The following is an 18,743-nucleotide window of genomic DNA, read 5'->3' as shown; positions in this document are numbered from 1 at the left end:
TGCGCGAAGCACTGCTGGATCAATGCTTCACCGGTTGGCCATCCGTGATGATCGTCCCCGGGTACAACAGCACGGTCTCGCCCTCGCGCAGGCCGTCCTTGACCCAGGCCACCTCGGTGTTGCGGTCGTGGAAGGCCACCGCCCGCGCGCGCGCCTTGCCGGCTTCGACCACGAACACGCGCCACTGATCACCGTCGCGCACCAGCGCCGCGGTGGGCACCAGCAGCACGCCCGCCTGAGACGACACGGTGATGCGCGCATCGACGCGAAAACCATCGCCCAGGCGCTGCGCCTCGGTGGGCGCAGAGGCCAGGCCCACGACCACGTTCACCCGCTGTTCCTCGATGCCCAGGGCCGACACCTTGGTGAAGGCCACCGGCTCGACGCGGGTGACCCGCCCGGCCAGGGCCGGCGCACCGCTGCCGGTGGACAGCTGCACCGGCGCGCCGGGCTGGATCTGTTGCACTTCGCCCGAGAGCACGTCGATCACCGCCTCCATGGCCGCGGTGTCGCCGATCTCCAGCAGCGACTGGCCCGCGGTGACCGCGACCGCGCTGTCCTGGTGCAGCTTGAGCACCTGCCCGTCGACCGGGCTCTTGAGCGACCACAGGCCCGTCGATTTCGCGCCGGCCGCGGGCTCCGAGCGGCTCAGGGCCGCGCGGGCCTCGGCCGCGGCGAAATCGGCGGCGCTCTGCTCGGCGCGCGCGGCGTTGAGCGCCTGTTGCGCGGCCTGGCGCGCCAGCACGGCCTGGTCGCGCGCCGAGGGGGCGATGAAGTTGTCGCGCGCCAGCTTGTCGGCCCGCTCGGCCTCCAGCGTGGCCTGGGCCAGCGCGGTCTGCAGGCGCTGGGCCTGCGCGGCGGCGGCGCGGCGCGCGGCTTCGGCGCTGCCCACGCGCTGCTGCAGGACGGTGCGCGTGCGCGCGTCGATCATCTGCGGCGCCACCGGCTCCAGCGTGGCCACCACGTCGCCGGCCTTCACCGCGTCGCCCACCTTCAGCGTGGGCCGCAGCAGGGTGGCCGGCGTGGGCGCGGTGATCAGGTAGCGGTTTTTCAGGCGCAGCACGCCGTCTTCCTCGATGGCCTGCTCGAAGGTGCCGGTGGCCACGGTGGCCACTTCCACCGTGAGCGGGCGCGGCCGGTAGGCGGCGTAGACCAGTGCGGCGGCGCCCGCCACGAGCAGCCCGCCCACCACCCAGCGGCGAACCGGTTTCCAGGATTTCTTCTCGTTCATTCGCGTACCTTCAACACAGAAACCAGGTCCAGCCGGTCGATCTGCCGGCGCACCAGCAGCGCGCTGGCGATGCCGGCGGCGAGCACGATGAGCGCCGCCGACGCATAGGTCGAGGGCTCGATGATCACCGGAAAGTCGATGCTGTCGGAGGACATCAGCCGCATCATCAGCGTGGCCAGCCCCCAGCCCGTCAGGGCCCCGATGGGCAGCGCCACCAGCAGCTCGGCGCCGAGCTCGGCCAGCAGCAGCACCGACACCTCGGCCCGCGTCATGCCCAGCACGCGCAGGCTCGCCAGCTCCCAGGCGCGCTCGGAGAGCGAGATGCGCGCCGCGTTGTAGATGATGCCCACGGCCATGGCCACCGCGAACAGCGTGAGGATGCCGCTGAAGACGCCCATGTTGCGCGAGGTGGTCTCGTTGAACGCGGCCATCGAGCCGGCCTTGTCGAACACCGCGTTGATCCCCGGCGCGGCCTTCACCGCGGCCCAGAACGCGTCCATCGCCCGCGGGTCCACCTGCAGCGCCGCGTCGGCCACGCCGTCGCCGTCGCGCGCCAGGGTGTTCATCGCCTCCAGGTTCATGTAGAGCAGCTGGCCGAACATGCTTTGCACGATGTCGACCACCTCCACCCGCACCTGGGTGCGGTTCCAGAGCCGGAACTCCATGTCGATGCGGTCGCCCACGCGGGCATCGAGTTCGCGCGCGAGCAGCGCCGAGAGCACCACGCCCTGCGCCGGCATCGCCACCGCGCCGCGTCGGTCGTCCACCACGCGCATCAGCCGCGCGTCGCTGCGGTAGCCGGTGAGCGCCGTGTCCACGCTGCGCCCCCGCAGCCGCACGCGCACCGGCTCGGTGCGGTAGGGCTCGGCGTCGATCACGCCGGGCAGGCGTTTGAGGTCGCGCGCCACGCTCACCGGCACCGGGCGGTGGAAGTTGACCAGCACGTCGCCCTGCTGCACCTGGCGGAACTGCACGTCCACGATGTGCGCGATGGCGTCGATCCAGAACGCGCCCGAAATCTGCAGCGCCACCGCCAGCGCGATGCCGGTCACGGTGAAGGCCGCGCGCAGCGGGCGGCGCTCGAAGTTGCGGATCACCATCATCGCGCCGGTGCTGACAAAACGGCGCAGGCCCAGGCGCTCCACCAGCGTGGGCTGGTAGGCTGGCGGCGCGGGCGGTTGCATGGCCTGCGCGGGCCGCAGCCGCACCACGGCGTGGATCGCCGTCCAGGTGCCCAGCGCGGCCGCGCCGCCGGCCAGCAGCGCCGAGACCCCGACCAGCCAGGGCCGGGTCACGTAGGCCAGCCGGTTGAAGCGGAACACCTCGTCGTACAGGCTGAGCATGCCCTGGCCGATCAGCACGCTCAGGCCCAGCCCGGCCAGCACGCCGAGCCCGGCGATGGCGAAGGCGAGCTGGATGTAGTGCCAGGCGATCGCGCCGTCGCTGTAGCCCAGCGCCTTGAGCGCGGCGATCTGGCTGCGCTGCGTGGCCACCTGGCGGCTGAGCACCACGTTGAGGATGAACATGGCCACCATAAGAAAGATCGAGGGCAGCACGGTGCCCATCACCTTGAGCTGGGCCAGCTCGTCTTCCACGATCTTGGCCGAGAGCTGCTTGTCGCGGCCCACGGCGCCGATCGCGCCAAAGGGTTCGAGCAGGCGGTCCACCTGGGCCAGCACGGGCGCCGCCGCCACACCCGCGTCCAGCCGCAGCGCGGCCTGGTTGAACGCGCCCTGCATGTCGAAGGCCTGGACCATGCGGTCGTCGTCGATCCACCAGATGCCGAACGACTGGTCGTCGGGCGCACCGCCCTGCGAGGCGAACACGTATTCGGGCGAGGCCACCGTGCCCACCAGGTGCACCCGCTCGCGTTTGCCGTTGAGGATGGCGTGCACGGTGTCGCCGGGGTTCAGGCTGCGCGCCACGGCGAAACGGTCGCTCACCAGCGCCTCCAGCGCGCCGTCGCGCTCGGGCCAGCGCCCGCGCTTGAGCGTGAGCGCGTTCAGGCCCTGGCGACCGGCGTGCGCGCGGGCCAGGTCCAGCCCGATGAAGCGCCCGGTCACGGGCGGGGCCACGCCGGGCAGGTCGATCTGGGCGTCGAACACCACGTCGAGCTTGACCTCGGCCACGCCGTCGAGCGCGGCCAGCCGATCGCGCAGGTGCACCGGCGCGCGCTTGACGCTGGCGAACACGTCGGCCAGGCGGTTGTCGCGGTAGAAGGCGTCGCGCGAGCCCTTGAGCGACTCGTGCACCGAGAACATGCCCACGAAGCCGGCCACACCGATGGCCACCACCACCGCGATGGTGAACACCTGCGCGCGCAGACGCTGGAGGTCGCGCCAGAGCTTGATGTGGATGGCCTTCATGGCGCGTTCACCAGCTCAGGCCCGCGGCCGCCACCTTGTGCGTGTTGACGCGGGTCTCGACGATGCGCCCGTCGGCCAGGCGCAGCACGCGGTCGGCCATCTCGGCGATGGGCGCGTTGTGCGTGATCACGATGGTGGTGGTGCCCAGTTCGCGGTTCACGTGTTCGATGGCCTGCAGCACCATCACGCCGGTGGCGCAGTCGAGCGCGCCCGTGGGCTCGTCGCACAGCAGCACCTGGGGGTTCTTGGCGATGGCGCGCGCGATCGCCACGCGCTGCTGCTCGCCGCCCGAGAGCTGCGACACGAAGTGGTTCAAACGCTCGCCCAGGCCCACCAGCGCCAGCGCGTCCTCGGGCTTCATGGGGTCTTCGGCGAGGTCGGTCACCAGCGCCACGTTCTCGCGCGCGGTCAGGCTGGGAATCAGGTTGTAGAACTGGAACACGAAGCCCACGTGCTCGCGCCGGTAGCGTGTGAGCTCGGCGTCGTCGGCGCCGATGAGTTCGTGCGTCTCGCCCGCGTGGGTCCATTGGGCCGTGCCGCTGGTGGCCGTGTCCAGGCCGCCGAGGATGTTGAGCAGGGTGGACTTGCCGCTGCCCGAGGCGCCCAGCAGCACCACGAATTCGCCGCGCACGATGTCCAGATCGACCCCACGCAGCGCGTGCACCGCGGTCGCGCCCTCGCCATAGACCTTGGTCAGGCCGCGGGCCTGGAACACGGATTCGGTGCGGGCGATGGGAGCATCCATGGGTTCGGGTGTGGCAGCGGTTCCAGGGCCTCGCGGACGCGCGACCCGTGGACAGTATTGCAGCAATGCCGCTTCCGGCCCTGACTTGTATCAAGCGCCCGCCAGACACCACGCACGCACCCCGGGGCCGCGCGGCCCGGGGTGCCCACCACAGCGCTATTCCCAGAGCTGCTTCACACGCGCGTCGCGCCCGCAGGACAGGCGGTAGTAGTTGTAGCGCACCGGGTTCTTCTTGTAATAGTCCTGGTGGTAGTCCTCGGCCAGGTAGAACGCGCTGGCCGGCGCCAGCTCGGTGTGGATGGTCTTGAAGCGCCCGCTTTTCAGCAGCGCGTCGCGGCTGGCCTGGGCCACCTGGCGCTCGGCCTCGTTGCCCCAGTAGATGCCGCTGCGGTACTGGCTGCCCACGTCGCAGAACTGCCGGTCTTTCACGGTGGGGTCGATGTGGCGCCAGAAGTATTCGACCAGCTGCGCATAGCTCACCCGGGCCGGGTCGTAGACCACGCGCACGGCCTCGGTGTGGCCGGTGCGGCCCGCGCTGACCTGTTCGTAGCTGGGGTTGGCGGTGTTGCCGGCGGTGTAGCCGGACTCGACCTCCACCACCCCGGGCAGCTTTTCAAAGTCCTTCTCGATGCACCAGAAGCAGCCGCCGGCAAAGACCGCCGTGGCGGTGGCCGCCTGGGCCGTGGCCGCGGCGGTGGCCAGCAACGCGGTCAGCGCCAGCAAACGTGGGGTCTTCATCATGGTCAGGTCCTCAGTGGGGGCAAGGTCTGGCCCTGGGGCACGAAGGCCAGGGCCACGCCGTTGTTGCAATAGCGTTTGCCGGTGGGTGGGGGGCCGTCGCTGAACACGTGGCCCTGATGCCCGCCGCAGCGCGCGCAGTGGTATTCGGTGCGCGGGACGATCAGCTTGAAGTCGGTCTGGGTGCCCACGGCCTCGGGCAGCGGCTGCCAGAAGCTGGGCCAGCCGGTGCCGCTCTCGTATTTGTGGGCGGCGTCGAACAGCGGCAGGTGGCAGGCCGCGCACACATAGGTGCCCGGGCGCTTTTCGGCGTTGAGCGGGCTGCTGCCGGCGCGCTCGGTGCCGTGCTCGAACAGCACGGCGTAGGCCGCGGGCGAGACGAGCTTTTTCCACTCAGCCTCGGTCTTCTTCAGCGCAGCGGGGGGTGCGGCCCGCGCGCTGGCAGGCAGCGCCGCGGCGGCGCACCAGCCGGTCAGGCGCTTCAACAGGTCTCTGCGTTCCATGGCGGTCTCCATTGTTTCGATACCGTGAGTCGGACCTGGCGCAGGAACCTTACAGCGAATGCAAAGACCCCACCCCGGTCCCACGTGAAGGCGGGTGCGTGGGTGGTCGGTCTGCGCGATCGGGTCTGCCGCACACGGACGGTGCGACGACGCACAGACGCACGCGCCGCCTGGGCCTAAAAACCAAGGGTGGTGAACGCCCCTTGTTCACCCGCAACCAAAGGACATCGCATGAACTGGGACACCATTCAAGGCAACTGGAAACAACTCACCGGACGGGCCAAGCAACAGTGGGGCAAGCTGACCGACGACGACCTGCAGGTCGTGGCCGGCCACCGGGACCAGCTCGCTGGCAAGATCCAGGAGCGCTATGGCATCGCCAAGGACGAGGCCGAAAAGCAGCTCAAGGACTGGGAAGACCGGGCCGACGACAGCTGGTTGAAATAACCCCCTGCCGCGCTTCGCCCCCGTGGGGCGCGACACTGGCCGGCCGTCCTGAGCCGGTCGAAAGGTGGCCCGGCGGTGCCCTGGGCTGCGCTGCGCTGCGCTGTGAGCAGCGTAGGGAAGCGCGAACCCTAGTGTTTGTGCCCCGTCAGCTCCGTGTGGAGCAGCTTGTCGGCGGCGTAGCAGCTGCAGGCCTGCTCCTCCAGCGCCGCGCGGTTGAGCACCGTCAGTTCGCCCCGGTGGTAGGCGATGAAACCGCTGCTCTGAAACTCACCGGCGGCCACCGTCACGCCCACGCGGCGCACACCGAGCATCAAGGCCATGAACTCCTGCGTGACGTGGAAGCTGTCGGCCTGGGCGCGGTCCTGGCTCATCAGCAGCCAGCGCGCCAGGCGCGGGCCGATCTCGTGGAACCGCTCGCAGGCCGAGGCCAGCGTCTGCTGGTGCAGCCGCACCAGCAGGCTGGTCTGCAGCACCTGCAGCAGCGCCGGGCTGCTCGCCAGCTCCGCGCGCAGGGCCTCGGCGCCGATGCGCCAGCTGTTGCCCGCGCCCTGCACCAGGGCGCGCCACGGCGTCTTCGCCAGCCCCAGCACCAGCTCCGAACCGAGCATGGCCTCGCGCCCCACCATGCCCACCTCCAGCGCCGGGTAGTGGTCCACGTCGATCACCAGCGAGATGAAGCCTTCCAACGGAAAGTAGGCGTGACTCAGCGGCTCGCCGCGCACGCTGAGCTCGGCGGACAACACCAGCTCGAAGGGTTCGCACTGGTCGATCAGATGCCGTCGCGCCGCGTTCGGCAGCTGTTGCAGCAGGAGGTTGTCGGCATGTGCCATGAATGTGGGTTGTCCTTGGTGGCTCAGCGCCAGCCGAAAGGGATGGCGTCATGGAATCCGCCCCGGACGGCATGTCCGCGGTGAACCGAAAAACAGTGTGTGCGCCGCCAACGGGCTTGACTGTCTGCCAGCGCACACAAGGGCTTTTCGGGCCGGCACTGTGGCGATTGCGCACATGTATTCCAGCGCACGGACGCTGTGCACACCACGCCCTAAAAACGGGGGGTGCACTCCGCGCAAATGCGTCTCTGACGCGAGAAAGACCTCCATGAAATCAAAGTCCGTCCTCCACCTGCTCGGCCTCGCCGGCATGGCCACCTTCCTGGCATCGTCGGCGTACGCGCAGGACACCAGCCACTTCTACGGCGGTGGCTCGGTGGGCCAGTCGCGCACGGAGCTCGACGCCCCGCGCACCACCGGCATCCTGCTGCCCGGCGTCAACACCTCGGGCACCGCCAGCGACGAAAAGGACACCGCTTTCAAGATCTTTGGCGGCTACCAGTTCAACCGCAACCTCGCCATCGAGGGTGGCTATTTCGACCTGGGCAAGAACCGCTTCACCACCAACACCGCGCCCTTCGGCACGCTGTCCGGTGAAACCCGGGTCCATGGCATGAACCTGGATCTGGTGGGCACCATGCCGCTGACCGAGCGCTTCTCGGCCTTGGCCCGCGTGGGCGCGCAACACGCCTGGTCCGAAGACCGCTTCAGCGGCACCGGCGCGGGCGCGGGCATCTCCTCGCGCAGCAAACACAACGACACCAACTACAAGGTCGGCCTGGGCGTGCAATACGAGATGTCGTCCTCGGTGTGGGTCCGCGGCGAGTTGGAGCGCTACCGCCTGAAGAACGCCACCGGCCACCGCACCAACACCGACGTCGTCTCGGTCAGCCTGGTGTTCCCGTTCGGCCGTGCGCCCGCTGCTCAGGTGGCCGCGGCCCCGGTCTATGTGGCGCCCGCCCCGATGCCGGCACCGGTGGCGGCGGCCCCCATGCCCGCCCCCGTGGCGGTGGCCCCCGCGCCCCAGCGCGTGAGCTTCTCGGCCGACACGCTGTTCGGCTTTGACAAGGCCACCGTGCGCCCCGAAGGCAAGGCCGAACTGGACAAGTTCAGCAACCAGCTCGGCGGCACCCGCTACCAGTCGATCAGCGTCGAGGGCCACACCGACCGCCTGGGCTCCACCGCCTACAACCAGACCCTGTCCGACGAGCGGGCCGCCTCGGTCAAGAACTACCTCGTGAGCAACGGCAAGGTGGACCCGGCCCTGATCAGCGCCGTGGGCAAGAGCGAGAGCCAGCCCGTGACCGCCGCGGGCGATTGTTCCGACAAACAGTCGCGCGCCCAGTTGATCAATTGCCTGCAGCCCGACCGCCGCGTGGAAGTGGAAGTCAACGGCACCCGTTGAGCCTCTGACCTCCTGAGCGCCTGCCGTGCCCTGTGGGGCAGCAGCAGGCGCAAAGGCCAAAGCCCGCCCCAGCGGTATCGCTGGGGCGGGCTTTCTCTTGGGCTCTGGCTTTGTGAGGCGCGAGCGGCGAAACGGCTCAGGCGCTGGCGCTGACGGGCTTCACGCCAGCGTCAAGCGGCAGTCCAGCGGCCAGCCTGGCGCCGGCACGGCGGGGGCCTGCGGCAGGCCGACCAGGGTGAGGTCCTGCTGTTGCTGCGCGCGGCGCCAGCGGGCCATCTGCTCGCCCAGCGCGGCGGTGTCCAGCCCCACCACGCGCACCTCCACGAACAGCACCGCCCGGGCCTCTTCGATGCGCGCGAGCACGCAGTCGCCGAGGTCGATCACGGTGCCGTCGTAGGCGGGGTCGGCGGGGTCCATTTCATCGAGCCGCGCGATCAGGTGGCGCAGCGGGGTGTGGTCCCACAGCGCGGCCTGCGCACGGACATTGCAGCCCAGCACCGGACGCACCACCGGGTAGAAGATCTCTTCTTCGATCTGCGCGTTCAGGCTCAGCGCGTCGCACAGCCGGTCCACGATCTCGGCCTTGCGCGCGGGGGCACAACCTTCCACCAGACGCAGGCCGTCGTATTCGCGCAGCAGTTTTCGGATCACCTCGTAGTCCAGCCGCAACTGGTCGAGGGCGTCGCGGGCGCGCAAGCCGGCTTTGGGCCGCATCGGTGGCTCCAGGGCCGCCGCGCTCAAGCGGGCCGCGGGGGCGGCATGCCCGGCGTGGCCGGCGGCGTGTCGGTGGTGGTGGGTGGGTGCACCGGCCGAAGCGGGTGCCCTGTGGGCGGTGTGCCTTCGCCGGTCACGGCGTTGTCCGGCGGCTGCGGTGCGAGCGGTTGGGACGTGGTGACTTTGTTGGCGAGTTCGATCATGGCAAGTTCCTGGCACTGGAGTTGCGCACAACGCGCCCATCCGTGTGTCTTTGTAAGGGTTGCCGCCCGGCAGCGTCTGTGCGACACCGCACGAACCCGGCGCCCGCCTCACACCGCCATGCGGTGAGGCAGCAGCCGGTCGTACTCGTTCTTGACCACGGCATAACACTCGCAGACGCGTTCTTCGAGCGCGTCGCGATCAAGCACCGTGATGTGCCCGCGGGCGTAGCGGATCATGCCCAGCTTCTGCAGCTTGAGCGCCGCTTCGGTCACGCCCTCGCGGCGCACGCCGAGCATGTTGGCGATCAGTTCCTGCGTCATCACCAGCTCGTTGCCGCTCAGGCGGTCCAGGCTCAGCAACAGCCAGCGGCACAGCTGCTGGTCCAGCGAGTGGTGGCGGTTGCACACCGCCGTCTGCGCCATCTGGGTGATGAGCGCCTGGGTGTAGCGCAGCAGCAGGTGCAGCACCGGCCCGGAGCGGTTGAACTCGTCCTTGATGTCGGCCGCGCGCAGGCGGTAGCCCTTGCCCGCGCTCTGCACCACGGCGCGGCTGGGTGTGGTCTCGCCACCCATGAAGAGCGCAATGCCCACCAGCCCCTCCCTGCCCACCACCGCGATTTCGGCCGAGGCGCCGTTTTCCATCACGTACAGCAGCGAGACGATGGCGTTGGTGGGGAAGTACACGTGGCTCATCTTGCTGCCCGACTCGTACAGCACCAGGCCCAGCGGCAGGTCCACCGCCTCCAGCAGGGGCGCCACGCGTTGCCACTCGGGCGCGGGCATCGAGGCCAGCAAGTCGTTGGCCGACTGGTCCGGTGCAGTATCCATTGTTCGTAGTCCCCTGGTGTGGTTGTGTTCGTCGCCCACCCGCCCGGCGGGAGAGCCGGGCAGCGTGGTGTGTCCGGTAGCGTACAGACAAACAGGGGCCCTGTCTGTACGCTGACGTACAGTGGCCGCCCTGCGGTGGCCAGGGGCGGGTTGTCCACGTCGCGGCTCAGGCGGCGGGCGGCAGCGGCACGACGCAACAGCTGTTTTGCGGCAGATCGGTCCAGCGCAGGGGCTCGCCCACCCCCAGCAAACGGGCATGGGGTTCGGTGCAGGCGGCCAGGGCCGCCAGCGGGTCGCCGCGCACCAGCACGAAGCGCATGTGGCGACCGTTGCGCACCAGCGTCAGCTCGGCCCGTGGCCAGTGCGTGGGCAAACAGGGGGTGAAGCACAGGTCCTCGGCGCCGATCTGCAGGCCCAGGATGGACCCCAGCGCGGCCCGGTGCAGCCAGCCCGCGGCACCCGTGTACCAGCTCCAGCCGCCGCGGCCCTCGTAGGGCGGCTGGCTGTAGACGTCGGCCGCCATCACATAGGGCTCCACGCCGTAGCGCGGCCCCCAGTGGGCGTGCGCCGCGCGGTGGGCCGGGCTCAGGTAGGTGAAGTAGCGGTAGGGCGTGTCCTGGGCGGCGGCGTTGCCCGGCTCGCGCTGCGCCAGGGCGGCCGCGGCCATCAGCGCCCAGACGCCGGCGTGGGCGTACTGCCCGCCGTTTTCGCGCACGCCCGGCGGGTAGGCCTGGATGTAACCGGCGCTGGGGCTGGCGTGTTGCAGTGGCGGGTCGAGCAGGCGGATCAGGCCGTGCTCCCGGTCCACCAGCTGGGCCTCCACCGCGTCCATCGCCAGGCGCTGGCGCTCGGGCGAGGTCTGGCCCGAGAGCACGCTCCAGGCCTGGGCGATCAGGTCGATGCGGGCTTCGGCCTGGAGGGCCGAGCCGAGCGGGCTGCCGTCGTCGAAGAAGGCGCGCTTGAACCAGGCGCCGTCCCAGGCCTCGCTGCCCAGCGCAACGCGCCAGCCGGCCAGCGCGGCTTCCCAGGCGCGCGCCCGGTCGCGTTCGCCGCGTGCGCGCGCCAGCGGCAGCCAGTCGTTCACGATGCCGCACAGGAACCAGGCCAGCCAGACCGACTCGCCCCGCCCTTCGCTGCCGACGCGGTTCATGCCGTCGTTCCAGTCGCCGCTGCCCATCAGCGGCAGGCCGTGGGCGCCCACCGGCAGGCTGCGGTCAATGGCGCGCGCGCCGTGCTCGTAGACGCTGGCGGTTTCGGCGCTAATGCCGGGCGTGTCGTAACGGTCTTCCGCGCCCTCGGGCAAGGGCGCGCCGTCGAGAAAGGGCGCGGTCTCGTCCAGCAGGGCGGTGTCGCCGGTGGCCTGCAGGTAGTGCGTGGTGGCGTAGGGCAGCCACAGCAGGTCGTCTGAAAAATGCGTACGCACGCCGGCGCCGCCCGGCGCGTGCCACCAGTGCTGCACGTCGCCGGCCCCAAACTGGCGCGAGGCGCAGAGCACGATCTGCGCGCGCAAGATGGCCGGGTCGGCCCCCACCAGGGCCATCGCGTCCTGCAACTGGTCGCGGTAGCCGGTGGCGCCGCCGGCCTGGTAGAAACCGGCCTTGGCCCACAGGCGCGAGGACACGGTCTGGTAGAGCAGCCAGTGGTTGACCAGGGTGTCGAACAGCGGGTCGGGCGTGGCCACCTGGGTCGTGCCCAGCAGCGCGTCCCAGCGCGCCGAAGTGCGGCGCTCGCGCTCGCGGGCGTTGCTGGCGGTGGCCTGGCGCATGAGGGTGCGCGCCGCCTCGGGGCTGGGAGCGTAGCCGATCAGAAAGACCTGATCGAGCGACGCGCCGGGGCGCAGCGTGACCGGCCGCGACAGCGCCGCACACGGGTCCAGCCCGAAGCCGCTGCGCTGCCCCAGGCGCTGCGGCAGCACCAGCTGGCCCCGGCGGTCGAAGAAGGCGCGGCGGTCGCAGGTCCAGTCCATGCCCTCGGGGTCGTCCACGCCCTCGTGCGACTCGCAGAAGAAGGCGGTGCCCTCGCCGAAACCTCCCGCCGCCTCGGTCTGGGTGCAGAGCAGCCCGATCAGGCCGGCGCCGGGCGGGCTCACGAAATACGGCTTGCAGAGCAGGCTGCCGCGGTCGCTGCGCTTCTCGCCCATCATCCACTCCACCAGGCCGGTGATGCGCAGGTGGGCCTTGCCGTTGCCGTGGTTGGCCAGCCGGATGCGCACCTGCTTGACCGCGGTGTCGGGGTCGACACACCAGCTGACCGACACGGCCAGCGCACCACGCCGGTGGCTGATGGTGGTGAGCCCCTGGCCGTGCACCACCTGGTAGCCGATGCCCTCGGCCGCCCAGGCCGAGGGGGCCACGCTCCAGACCTCGCGCGTGCGGCGATCCTGCAGCAGGAAACACTCGGACGGTGGGTCTCCGACCGGGTCGTTGGCCCAGGCGGTGAGCTGGTTCAGGCGGCTGTTGCCCGCCCAGGTGTTGCCGCCACCGCTTTCGGAGACCAGCGCGCCGAAGCCGGGGTTGGCCAGCACGTTGCACCAGGGCCGCGGCGGTGTCTGCGTGGCGCTCGCCTCGAAGGCGAAGGCGCCGATGTCATGCGCGAACACGCCCTCGGCCGGTGCGGCCGCGGTTTCGCCCAGGCGCAGCGGCACCGGGTCCGGCACCGCGGGCTCACCGCGCCAGGGGCGCGCCACCGGCGTTTCGTGGCAGTCGCACCAGCCGCGCACCTGATGCAGCAGGGCCTGGCCGTCGGCCTGCAGCTGCACGCGCGCCAGGTGGCGCAGCGTGCCGATCTGTTCGGTGGAGAGTTCGTCGGCCCGCAGCAGGTGCAGGCCGGTCACGGCCGGGCCGGGGCGGGTCTGCAGGTCGGCCGCGTGCTGTTCGAGCAGCAGGGTGAGCTCGCGCTGCAGCGGCATGTGGTACGAGTGCGCCTCGTGGCTGAGCACCACCACATCGCAGGCCACACCGGCGCGCGACCACTCGCGCAGCACCTGCGCCAGCACGCGCAGCAGGCCCAGCCCCTGCGGCGCCCCGGCGTGCACCAGCAGCAGCGGCCGGTCGCCCGAGATCGCCAGCGGCCAGAGCAGGCGCCGGTCGCTGCCATGCGGCGGCGCGTTCGCGAGGCCGGGCAGCGGCGGGTCGATCCTGGGCAGCGTCAGCACCAGGGCGGTGGTCAGGGCGTGCAGCGCGGGCAGGTAGTCGGTGCGCGGGCGGTGCGGCACCGCCGAGATGCCGGCCAGCGTGGCCGACATCACCGAGGAACGCGCCACGTAGCTGGGCTGGCGGTACTTGTCGATCACGGCGCGCAGCGTGGCCGCATCGTCGCTGGCGGCGGTGGCAAAGGTCACGATGGCCTGCGCGCCCGGCGCGATGCGCAGCCGCACCCCGAGCGCGGCCACCGGGTCCAGGCCGGTTTCGAGCGCGCCGGCCTCCAGCGGCACCGGGTCCATCTGCGCCAGCGGCTGGCCCGCCGTGTGGTGGCGGCCGAGCCAGCGCAGGCGGTCGGTCTGGCAGCGCAGCCCCAGCACCTCGCCCTCGGTGTCGGCCACGAAATGCGCGGCCTGCATCGCGCTTTCAGTCACCAGGCGCGGCGCGCGCACGCAGCGCAGCGCCTGCTGCTCGGGCAGCCAGTCGGTCTTGACGAACAGGTTGGAAAACGCCGGGTGCGCCTCGTCGGCGGCGTGGCTGGCCAGGGTCACGTCGAAGGCCGAGATCAGTTCCAGCTCGATGGGCTGATCGCTCAGGTTGGACAGCACCACCTTGCGCAGTTCGATGTCGTCTTCCGGGCTGACCCAGACCGTGGTGTTGATCCGCAGCTCGGGCCAGACCGCATCGAAACACACGCGGTCGGTGTGGAAGCGGCAGCTGTAGACCGCGTGCGGGTCGGGCGCGGGGTGTTGCGTGACCGACACCGGGGCACCCTCCGCGTCCAGGCGCAGGTAGACGAAGCTGCCGCAGGCGTCGCGCAGCGCGTCGTCGCGCCAGCGCGTGATGCCGGTCTGGCCCCAGCGGCTCCAGCCCGCGCCGTTGGCGCGCAGCGTGACGCTGTAGCGCCCGTTGCCCAGCAGGTGGGTGGGCTCCAGCGCCTGCGCGCCCGGGATCAGCGTGCGGATGTGGTCCGGCGTGCGGCTCTGCAGGGCCTGCAGCGGCAACCGCAGCGGCGCCTGCAGCACGGGCAGCTCGCGCGGCGCGCGCTCGTGCAGCAGCGAGCCCACCGCCTCCATGCGCGGATGCGCCATGCCCCAGCGTTGCGCCACGCCACCGCGCAGCACGTTGGCCAGCGCCACCAGACTCATGCCCTGGTGGTGCGCCATGAAGGTGTGGACCACGGTGAAGCGTTCGCCGTGGATCTGCCGCGCGGGGGTGTAATCCAGCGCTTCGAAAAAGCCGTAGCGCCCGCGCGCGGTCAGCGCGTCCAGGCGCCGCAGGTTGTCGCAGGCCAGCGCCGGATCCACCTGGGTGGCGAGCACGGTGGCATAGGGCGCGATCACGCGTTCGGCCACCGGGGTGCGGCGCAGCGCCAGGCGCGGCACACCCTGCGGCGCGTATTGGTAGGCCAGGGTGTGGTCCTGCCCGGCGTAGGCGCTCTCGGAAATGCCCCAGGGCATGGCCGTGCCGTCCACGAAAGCCATCTGCTCCTGCAAGGCCGAGCGCCCGGCTTCGCGCAGCGCGCTGCCGCGCGGTTCGGCGACCACCAGCGAGGGCATCAGGTACTCGAACATCGAGCCCGACCAGGAACGCAGCACGGCGCGCCGCCCGCTGGCAAAAAACGGCCGGCCCAGCGCCGCCCAGTGGCGCACCGGCAGCTCGCCCTTGGCAATGGCCAGCAGGCTGGTGCTGCGCGATTCCGAGGCCAGCAGGTCGTAGAAGCTGGCGTCGAGCTGCTGCTCTTCGAGCCGGTAGCCGATGTGCAGCAGGTGGCGCTTGGGGTTGTAGAGAAAGTGGAAGTCCGGCGCCCAGGCCAGGGCCTCCAGCGCGGCGGCGAGTTCGCGCAGGCGCCCGGTGGTGCGCTCGCAGCTGCCCGCGCCCATCGCGGCGGCGTCCTGGCCGGCCGAGTGCAGCGTGGCGAGGTGGTCCCTCAGCAGCCAGACCAGTTCGTCCTGCGGCGTGGTGACGTGGCTGACGATGGCCGGGTTGCGCGCCTGCGTGAGGCCGCCCAGCTCGTGGCTGGCTTCCTGCAGCAGCGCGAAGAAGGCGGCGCAGGCCGCGGCCTCGCAGGGCTCGGGCATGGGGGTTTCCAGCAGCCGGCCGATGGCGGTCTGCTCCAGGGGCCGGTGCAGCAGGGTCTGCAGCAGGGCCAGGCGCGGCCGCAGCCGCTGGAGCGACAGGCGCAGCGCCTCGGCGCCGGGCTGTGCGGCGTGTGGCTCGTGGGCCAGCTCGATACAGGCCTGGGCCACGGTGAGCAGGTGCGCGCTGAGGTTGCCGCTGTCCACCGTGGACACGTAGCGCGGCGGCAGCGGCTGCAGGGTGCGGGTGTCGTACCAGTTCAGAAAATGGCCGCGGTGGCGCTCCATCTGCAGCAAGGTGGCGAGCGTGGCTTCCAGCCGGGTGAGCAGGTCCTGCGTGCCGATCCAGCCGAACTGGCGCGCGCAGGCGGTGCTCAGCAGATACAGGCCGATGTTGGTGGGCGAGGTGCGGTGCGCCACCATCTCGTAGGGCATGGTCTGCAGGTTGTCGGGCGGCAGGTGGTGGTTGTCGGCGTCCACGCAGCGCTCGAACAGGCGCCAGGTGTCGCGCGCCACGCCTTCGAGCAGCTCGCGGTCGGCCGCCGCCAGCGCGGGGCGGCGTGCCCGCGGGGTGTTGCCCAGCCACACCAGCAGCGGCGCGAGCGCCCACAGCCCGAGCACGGCCAGCGCCAGCGCGCCGGGGGCCGGCACGAACAGCCACAGCAGGCCCGCCAGGGTGAGCGCGGCCAGCGGCTCGGCGCGGTGGCGCCACAGGGTGGGCAGCAGGCCGGTGCCCAGGCCGGCCTGGGCCGCTTCGGCGGTGGTCCATTCGAGCAGGTGGCGCCGGCTCACCAGCAGGCGGTGCAGGGTTCGCAGCACGGCGTCGAGCGCGAGCACCGCCTGCTGCGGCAGCAGCGCCAGGTGCCAGAGCCCGCCACCCAACGCGCGCAGCAGGTCCTGCGACGCGGCGACCGCATACCGCTGGCCCAGAAGGCGCCAGTGGCGCGGCACCCAGCCCGCCAGCGCGCCCATGAGCGGGCCGGCGGTGTAGGCGGCCACGGTCAGCGCCAACGCGGCGGGCAGCGACAGGCCCAGGCCCGCCATGGCCAGGCCGACGAGCAGCAGGCAGGCCGGCGCCACCAGCGAGCGGCGCAGGTTGTCAAACAGCTTCCAGCGGTTGATGGTGCCCAGCGGCCACTGGCGGGACCGCAGCAGGAAGGGCAGCAGCTGCCAGTCGCCGCGGGCCCAGCGGTGCAGGCGCGAGGCGGCGGCGTCGGCGTGGTCGGGCTCGGGCTCGATCAGGGTCACGTCGGTCACCACGGCGCAGCGCACCAGGGCACCTTCGAGCAGGTCGTGGCTGAGCACCTGCTCGGTCGGCAGGCGCTGGCCCAGCACGGCGTGCAGCGTGGCCACGTGCAGCAGCCCCTTGCCGGTGAAGCTGCCTTCGCCAAACAGGTCCTGGTACACGTCCGAGCTCATGGCGCTGTAGGGGTCGATGCCGGCCTGGCCGTCGAACAGCCATTGCCAGGCGGTGCGCACGCCCTCCCCCGCCAGCGGCGGCACCACGCGCGGCTGCAGGATGCCGTAGCCCTGCAGCACGCGCCGCCCGCTGGCGTCCAGCCGGGGCTGGTTGTCCGGGTGTTCGGCCACGCCCACCAGGGTGCGCAGGCGGCCCGGCGGCAGTTGGGTGTCGCTGTCGAGCGTGAAGATGTAGCGCGTGTGCGGCGCCATGCACGAGAGTTCACCGAGCTCGAAGAAGGGCCCGGGCGCTCCGGTGGCCAGCGCGGCCACCAGCTGCTCCAGTTTGCCGCGCTTGCGCTCCCAGCCCAGCCACTGGCCTTGCGTGGTGCTCGGGCTGCGCGCGCGGTGCAGCAGCAGGAAACGCGGCGGGCGGCCCGGCGCCACCGGGTGGCGCGTGTTGAGCGCGGCGAGCTGGTCTTGCGCGTACGACAGCAGGGCCTGGTCTTCGGGCCGGTGTTCGGTGTCGGCATCGCACCAGTCGCTGAGCAGGGCGAACTGGGCGTTGGTTTCGGGGTTGGCCAGGTGGTGCAGCTGCAGCCGGTGCACCGTCTGCGCGATGCCGGCCGGGTGGTTCAACAGGGCCGGCACCACCACCATCACACGGGCCTGCGGCGGGATGCCATCGGCCAGCAGCAGGCGCGGCAGGTGCGCGGGTTTCACCGATTCGCCGATCAGGCGGTTGAGCACGGCCACCACGGCCTCGGACGCGGGCAGCAGCATCACCAGGCCCACCAGCACGCTGCCGAGCTGGGCCGGCCCGCCCGCGGCCAGCCAGTCGGGCCGGTGCAGCAGCCAGGCCACCAGCAGCAGCGTGCCCACCCCCATGGCGCCCAGGTAGGCGGGCGTGCGCGAGAACCCGCTGAACGCGCGCCACAGGCCCGCCACCCGGTGCTTGAGGCCGAGAGACTGTTCCAGCGTGGCGCGGCCTTCGCCGCGCAGCCAGTGGCCGGCCAGCGCGGCGGGGCCGCTGGCGCCGTCCATCAGCACCAGCAGCACCTGGGCCACGGCGGCCTCGCCCTGCCCGCTCAGGGTGGACAGGCGCTCGATGCCGTGCAGCGTGCTGTCGCGCGTGGCGTCGTCCTCGGCCTTGAACACCGGCGAGCGCAGCATCACGCGGACCACGCGGCTGGTGCGCGCCACGATGTCGGGCCAGTCGGCCGCGCCGATCAGGCGCAGCGCGGTCACGGCGTTGCCCACGCTCAGGTGGTCGGCGGCCTGGGCGGCGTGGTGCTGGGCCTGCAGCGCGGCCAGGTCGGGCACCACGTCCTGCAGCCAGCGGCGCACCTGCGCCAGGGGCGAGTCGCTGGCGGCGGTGGCGTGCCCCACCAGGCTCTGCGCCAGGTGCGACAGAAAGACATCGCCCACGCCCCGCTGCTCCATGAGCTCGCGCATCGACGTGACCGCCCCCAGCGAGAGCTCGCCGATGCGGCTGGCACACAGGCCGGCGAGGTCGCGCGCGGCCTTGTGGCTGGCGATGCGGTCGGCCAGGCGGCGCAGGTTTTCCACCAGCACCACCCGCAGCGTGGTGGGCAGCGCCCACAGCTCGCCCTGGCTGAGTTCGCGCGAGTCCTGGTAGGCGTCCAGAAAGTGGCTCAGCAGGGTTTCGTCGAAGGCGCTGTCGGTGTGCGCGACAAAGGCCCAGGCCACGCCGTAGATACGCGGCAGTCCCACCAGCGGGGCGTCCTGCAGCACCGGCAGCGAACGGTAGTAGCGCGCCGGCAGGCCTTCGCGGATTTCCCGCAGCTGGCTTTCGATCAGGTGGAAGTTGTCAAACAGCCATTCGGCCGCGGGGCTGATGTCGTGCCCTTCGTGGGCCTCGTGCGCGATGTACTGGTAGGCCGCCCGCAGGCTGCGGATGTTGCTCTGCAGGCGCGGGTAGAAGGTGGCCTGGCCGAAGCCCGCGCGCCCGGCCCGGTGCGACTCGCCCAGGCTGCGGCCGTGTTGCTCGAAGCGGGCCACGCCAAAGAGCTCGGAGCGGATCGGTTCGAGTGCGACGCCGCGCGCCGCGTCAAGCATGCGCTCGATCTTCGGTGGAACCCAGGCCCATTGCGCCT

Annotated in this window: 12 protein-coding genes; 2 read left to right on the top strand and 10 right to left on the bottom strand. The window is 71.4% G+C overall.

Annotation, left to right across the window (positions count from 1 at the left end; genetic code table 11):
• Nucleotides 1–19 precede the first annotated feature (19 nt).
• The 5 genes from KIH07_RS12885 to msrB all read right to left on the bottom strand — a co-directional run bounded on the left by KIH07_RS12885 (nucleotide 20) and on the right by msrB (nucleotide 5,583).
• A complete protein-coding gene (locus KIH07_RS12885; protein ID WP_226492349.1) occupies nucleotides 20–1,231 on the bottom strand; it encodes an efflux RND transporter periplasmic adaptor subunit in 1,212 nt (403 codons plus the stop codon).
• A complete protein-coding gene (locus KIH07_RS12880) occupies nucleotides 1,228–3,597 on the bottom strand; it encodes an ABC transporter permease (protein WP_226492348.1) in 2,370 nt (789 codons plus the stop codon). Before KIH07_RS12880 ends, KIH07_RS12885 begins: the two co-directional genes overlap by 4 nt.
• A 7-nt stretch (nucleotides 3,598–3,604) precedes the next feature.
• On the bottom strand, nucleotides 3,605–4,342 hold the full coding sequence (locus KIH07_RS12875) for an ABC transporter ATP-binding protein (RefSeq protein ID WP_226492347.1): 738 nt from the start codon (nucleotides 4,340–4,342) through the stop codon (nucleotides 3,605–3,607).
• A 156-nt stretch (nucleotides 4,343–4,498) separates the two neighbouring features.
• Nucleotides 4,499–5,083 carry a peptide-methionine (S)-S-oxide reductase MsrA gene (msrA, locus tag KIH07_RS12870; protein WP_226492346.1) on the bottom strand — a complete coding sequence of 195 codons (585 nt, stop codon included), beginning with the start codon at nucleotides 5,081–5,083 and terminating at the stop codon, nucleotides 4,499–4,501.
• Between the two features lie 2 nt (nucleotides 5,084–5,085).
• Nucleotides 5,086–5,583, bottom strand: a complete 498-nt coding sequence (gene msrB / locus KIH07_RS12865; protein WP_226492345.1) for a peptide-methionine (R)-S-oxide reductase MsrB — start codon at nucleotides 5,581–5,583, stop codon at nucleotides 5,086–5,088.
• 231 nt (nucleotides 5,584–5,814) lie between these two features.
• On the opposite strand from msrB, the gene KIH07_RS12860 reads away from it, so the two are divergent.
• Nucleotides 5,815–6,030 carry a CsbD family protein gene (locus KIH07_RS12860; protein WP_068172959.1) on the top strand — a complete coding sequence of 72 codons (216 nt, stop codon included), beginning with the start codon at nucleotides 5,815–5,817 and terminating at the stop codon, nucleotides 6,028–6,030.
• 128 nt (nucleotides 6,031–6,158) lie between these two features.
• Here KIH07_RS12860 and KIH07_RS12855 read toward each other — a convergent pair whose 3' ends face one another.
• On the bottom strand, nucleotides 6,159–6,860 hold the full coding sequence (locus tag KIH07_RS12855) for a Crp/Fnr family transcriptional regulator (protein ID WP_226492344.1): 702 nt from the start codon (nucleotides 6,858–6,860) through the stop codon (nucleotides 6,159–6,161).
• A gap of 268 nt (nucleotides 6,861–7,128) precedes the next feature.
• Here KIH07_RS12855 and KIH07_RS12850 point away from each other — a divergent pair, with 268 nt between their 5' ends.
• Nucleotides 7,129–8,265 (top strand): outer membrane beta-barrel protein, encoded by a 1,137-nt coding sequence (locus KIH07_RS12850; RefSeq protein WP_226492343.1) that lies wholly within the window; start codon nucleotides 7,129–7,131, stop codon nucleotides 8,263–8,265.
• Nucleotides 8,266–8,424: 159 nt separating this feature from the next.
• Here KIH07_RS12850 and KIH07_RS12845 read toward each other — a convergent pair whose 3' ends face one another.
• The 4 genes from KIH07_RS12845 to KIH07_RS12830 all read right to left on the bottom strand — a co-directional run bounded on the left by KIH07_RS12845 (nucleotide 8,425) and on the right by KIH07_RS12830 (nucleotide 18,705).
• A complete protein-coding gene (locus KIH07_RS12845) occupies nucleotides 8,425–8,979 on the bottom strand; it encodes a hemerythrin domain-containing protein (protein WP_226492342.1) in 555 nt (184 codons plus the stop codon).
• Nucleotides 8,980–9,002: 23 nt separating this feature from the next.
• Complete coding sequence (locus KIH07_RS12840) at nucleotides 9,003–9,182, bottom strand: hypothetical protein (RefSeq protein ID WP_226492341.1); 180 nt, start codon at nucleotides 9,180–9,182, stop codon at nucleotides 9,003–9,005.
• A gap of 108 nt (nucleotides 9,183–9,290) precedes the next feature.
• Nucleotides 9,291–10,010, bottom strand: a complete 720-nt coding sequence (locus KIH07_RS12835; RefSeq protein ID WP_226492340.1) for a Crp/Fnr family transcriptional regulator — start codon at nucleotides 10,008–10,010, stop codon at nucleotides 9,291–9,293.
• Between the two features lie 166 nt (nucleotides 10,011–10,176).
• Entirely contained in the window at nucleotides 10,177–18,705 is an 8,529-nt protein-coding gene (locus KIH07_RS12830) for a GH36-type glycosyl hydrolase domain-containing protein (RefSeq protein ID WP_226494699.1), read from the bottom strand.
• Nucleotides 18,706–18,743 lie beyond the last annotated feature (38 nt).

Origin of the sequence: Hydrogenophaga taeniospiralis, assembly GCF_020510445.1 — a bacterium.
In the GTDB taxonomy this organism is placed as follows: domain Bacteria; phylum Pseudomonadota; class Gammaproteobacteria; order Burkholderiales; family Burkholderiaceae_C; genus Hydrogenophaga.
Note: the sequence above shows the minus strand (reverse complement) of the source record. Positions and strands in the feature narration are given on the sequence as shown.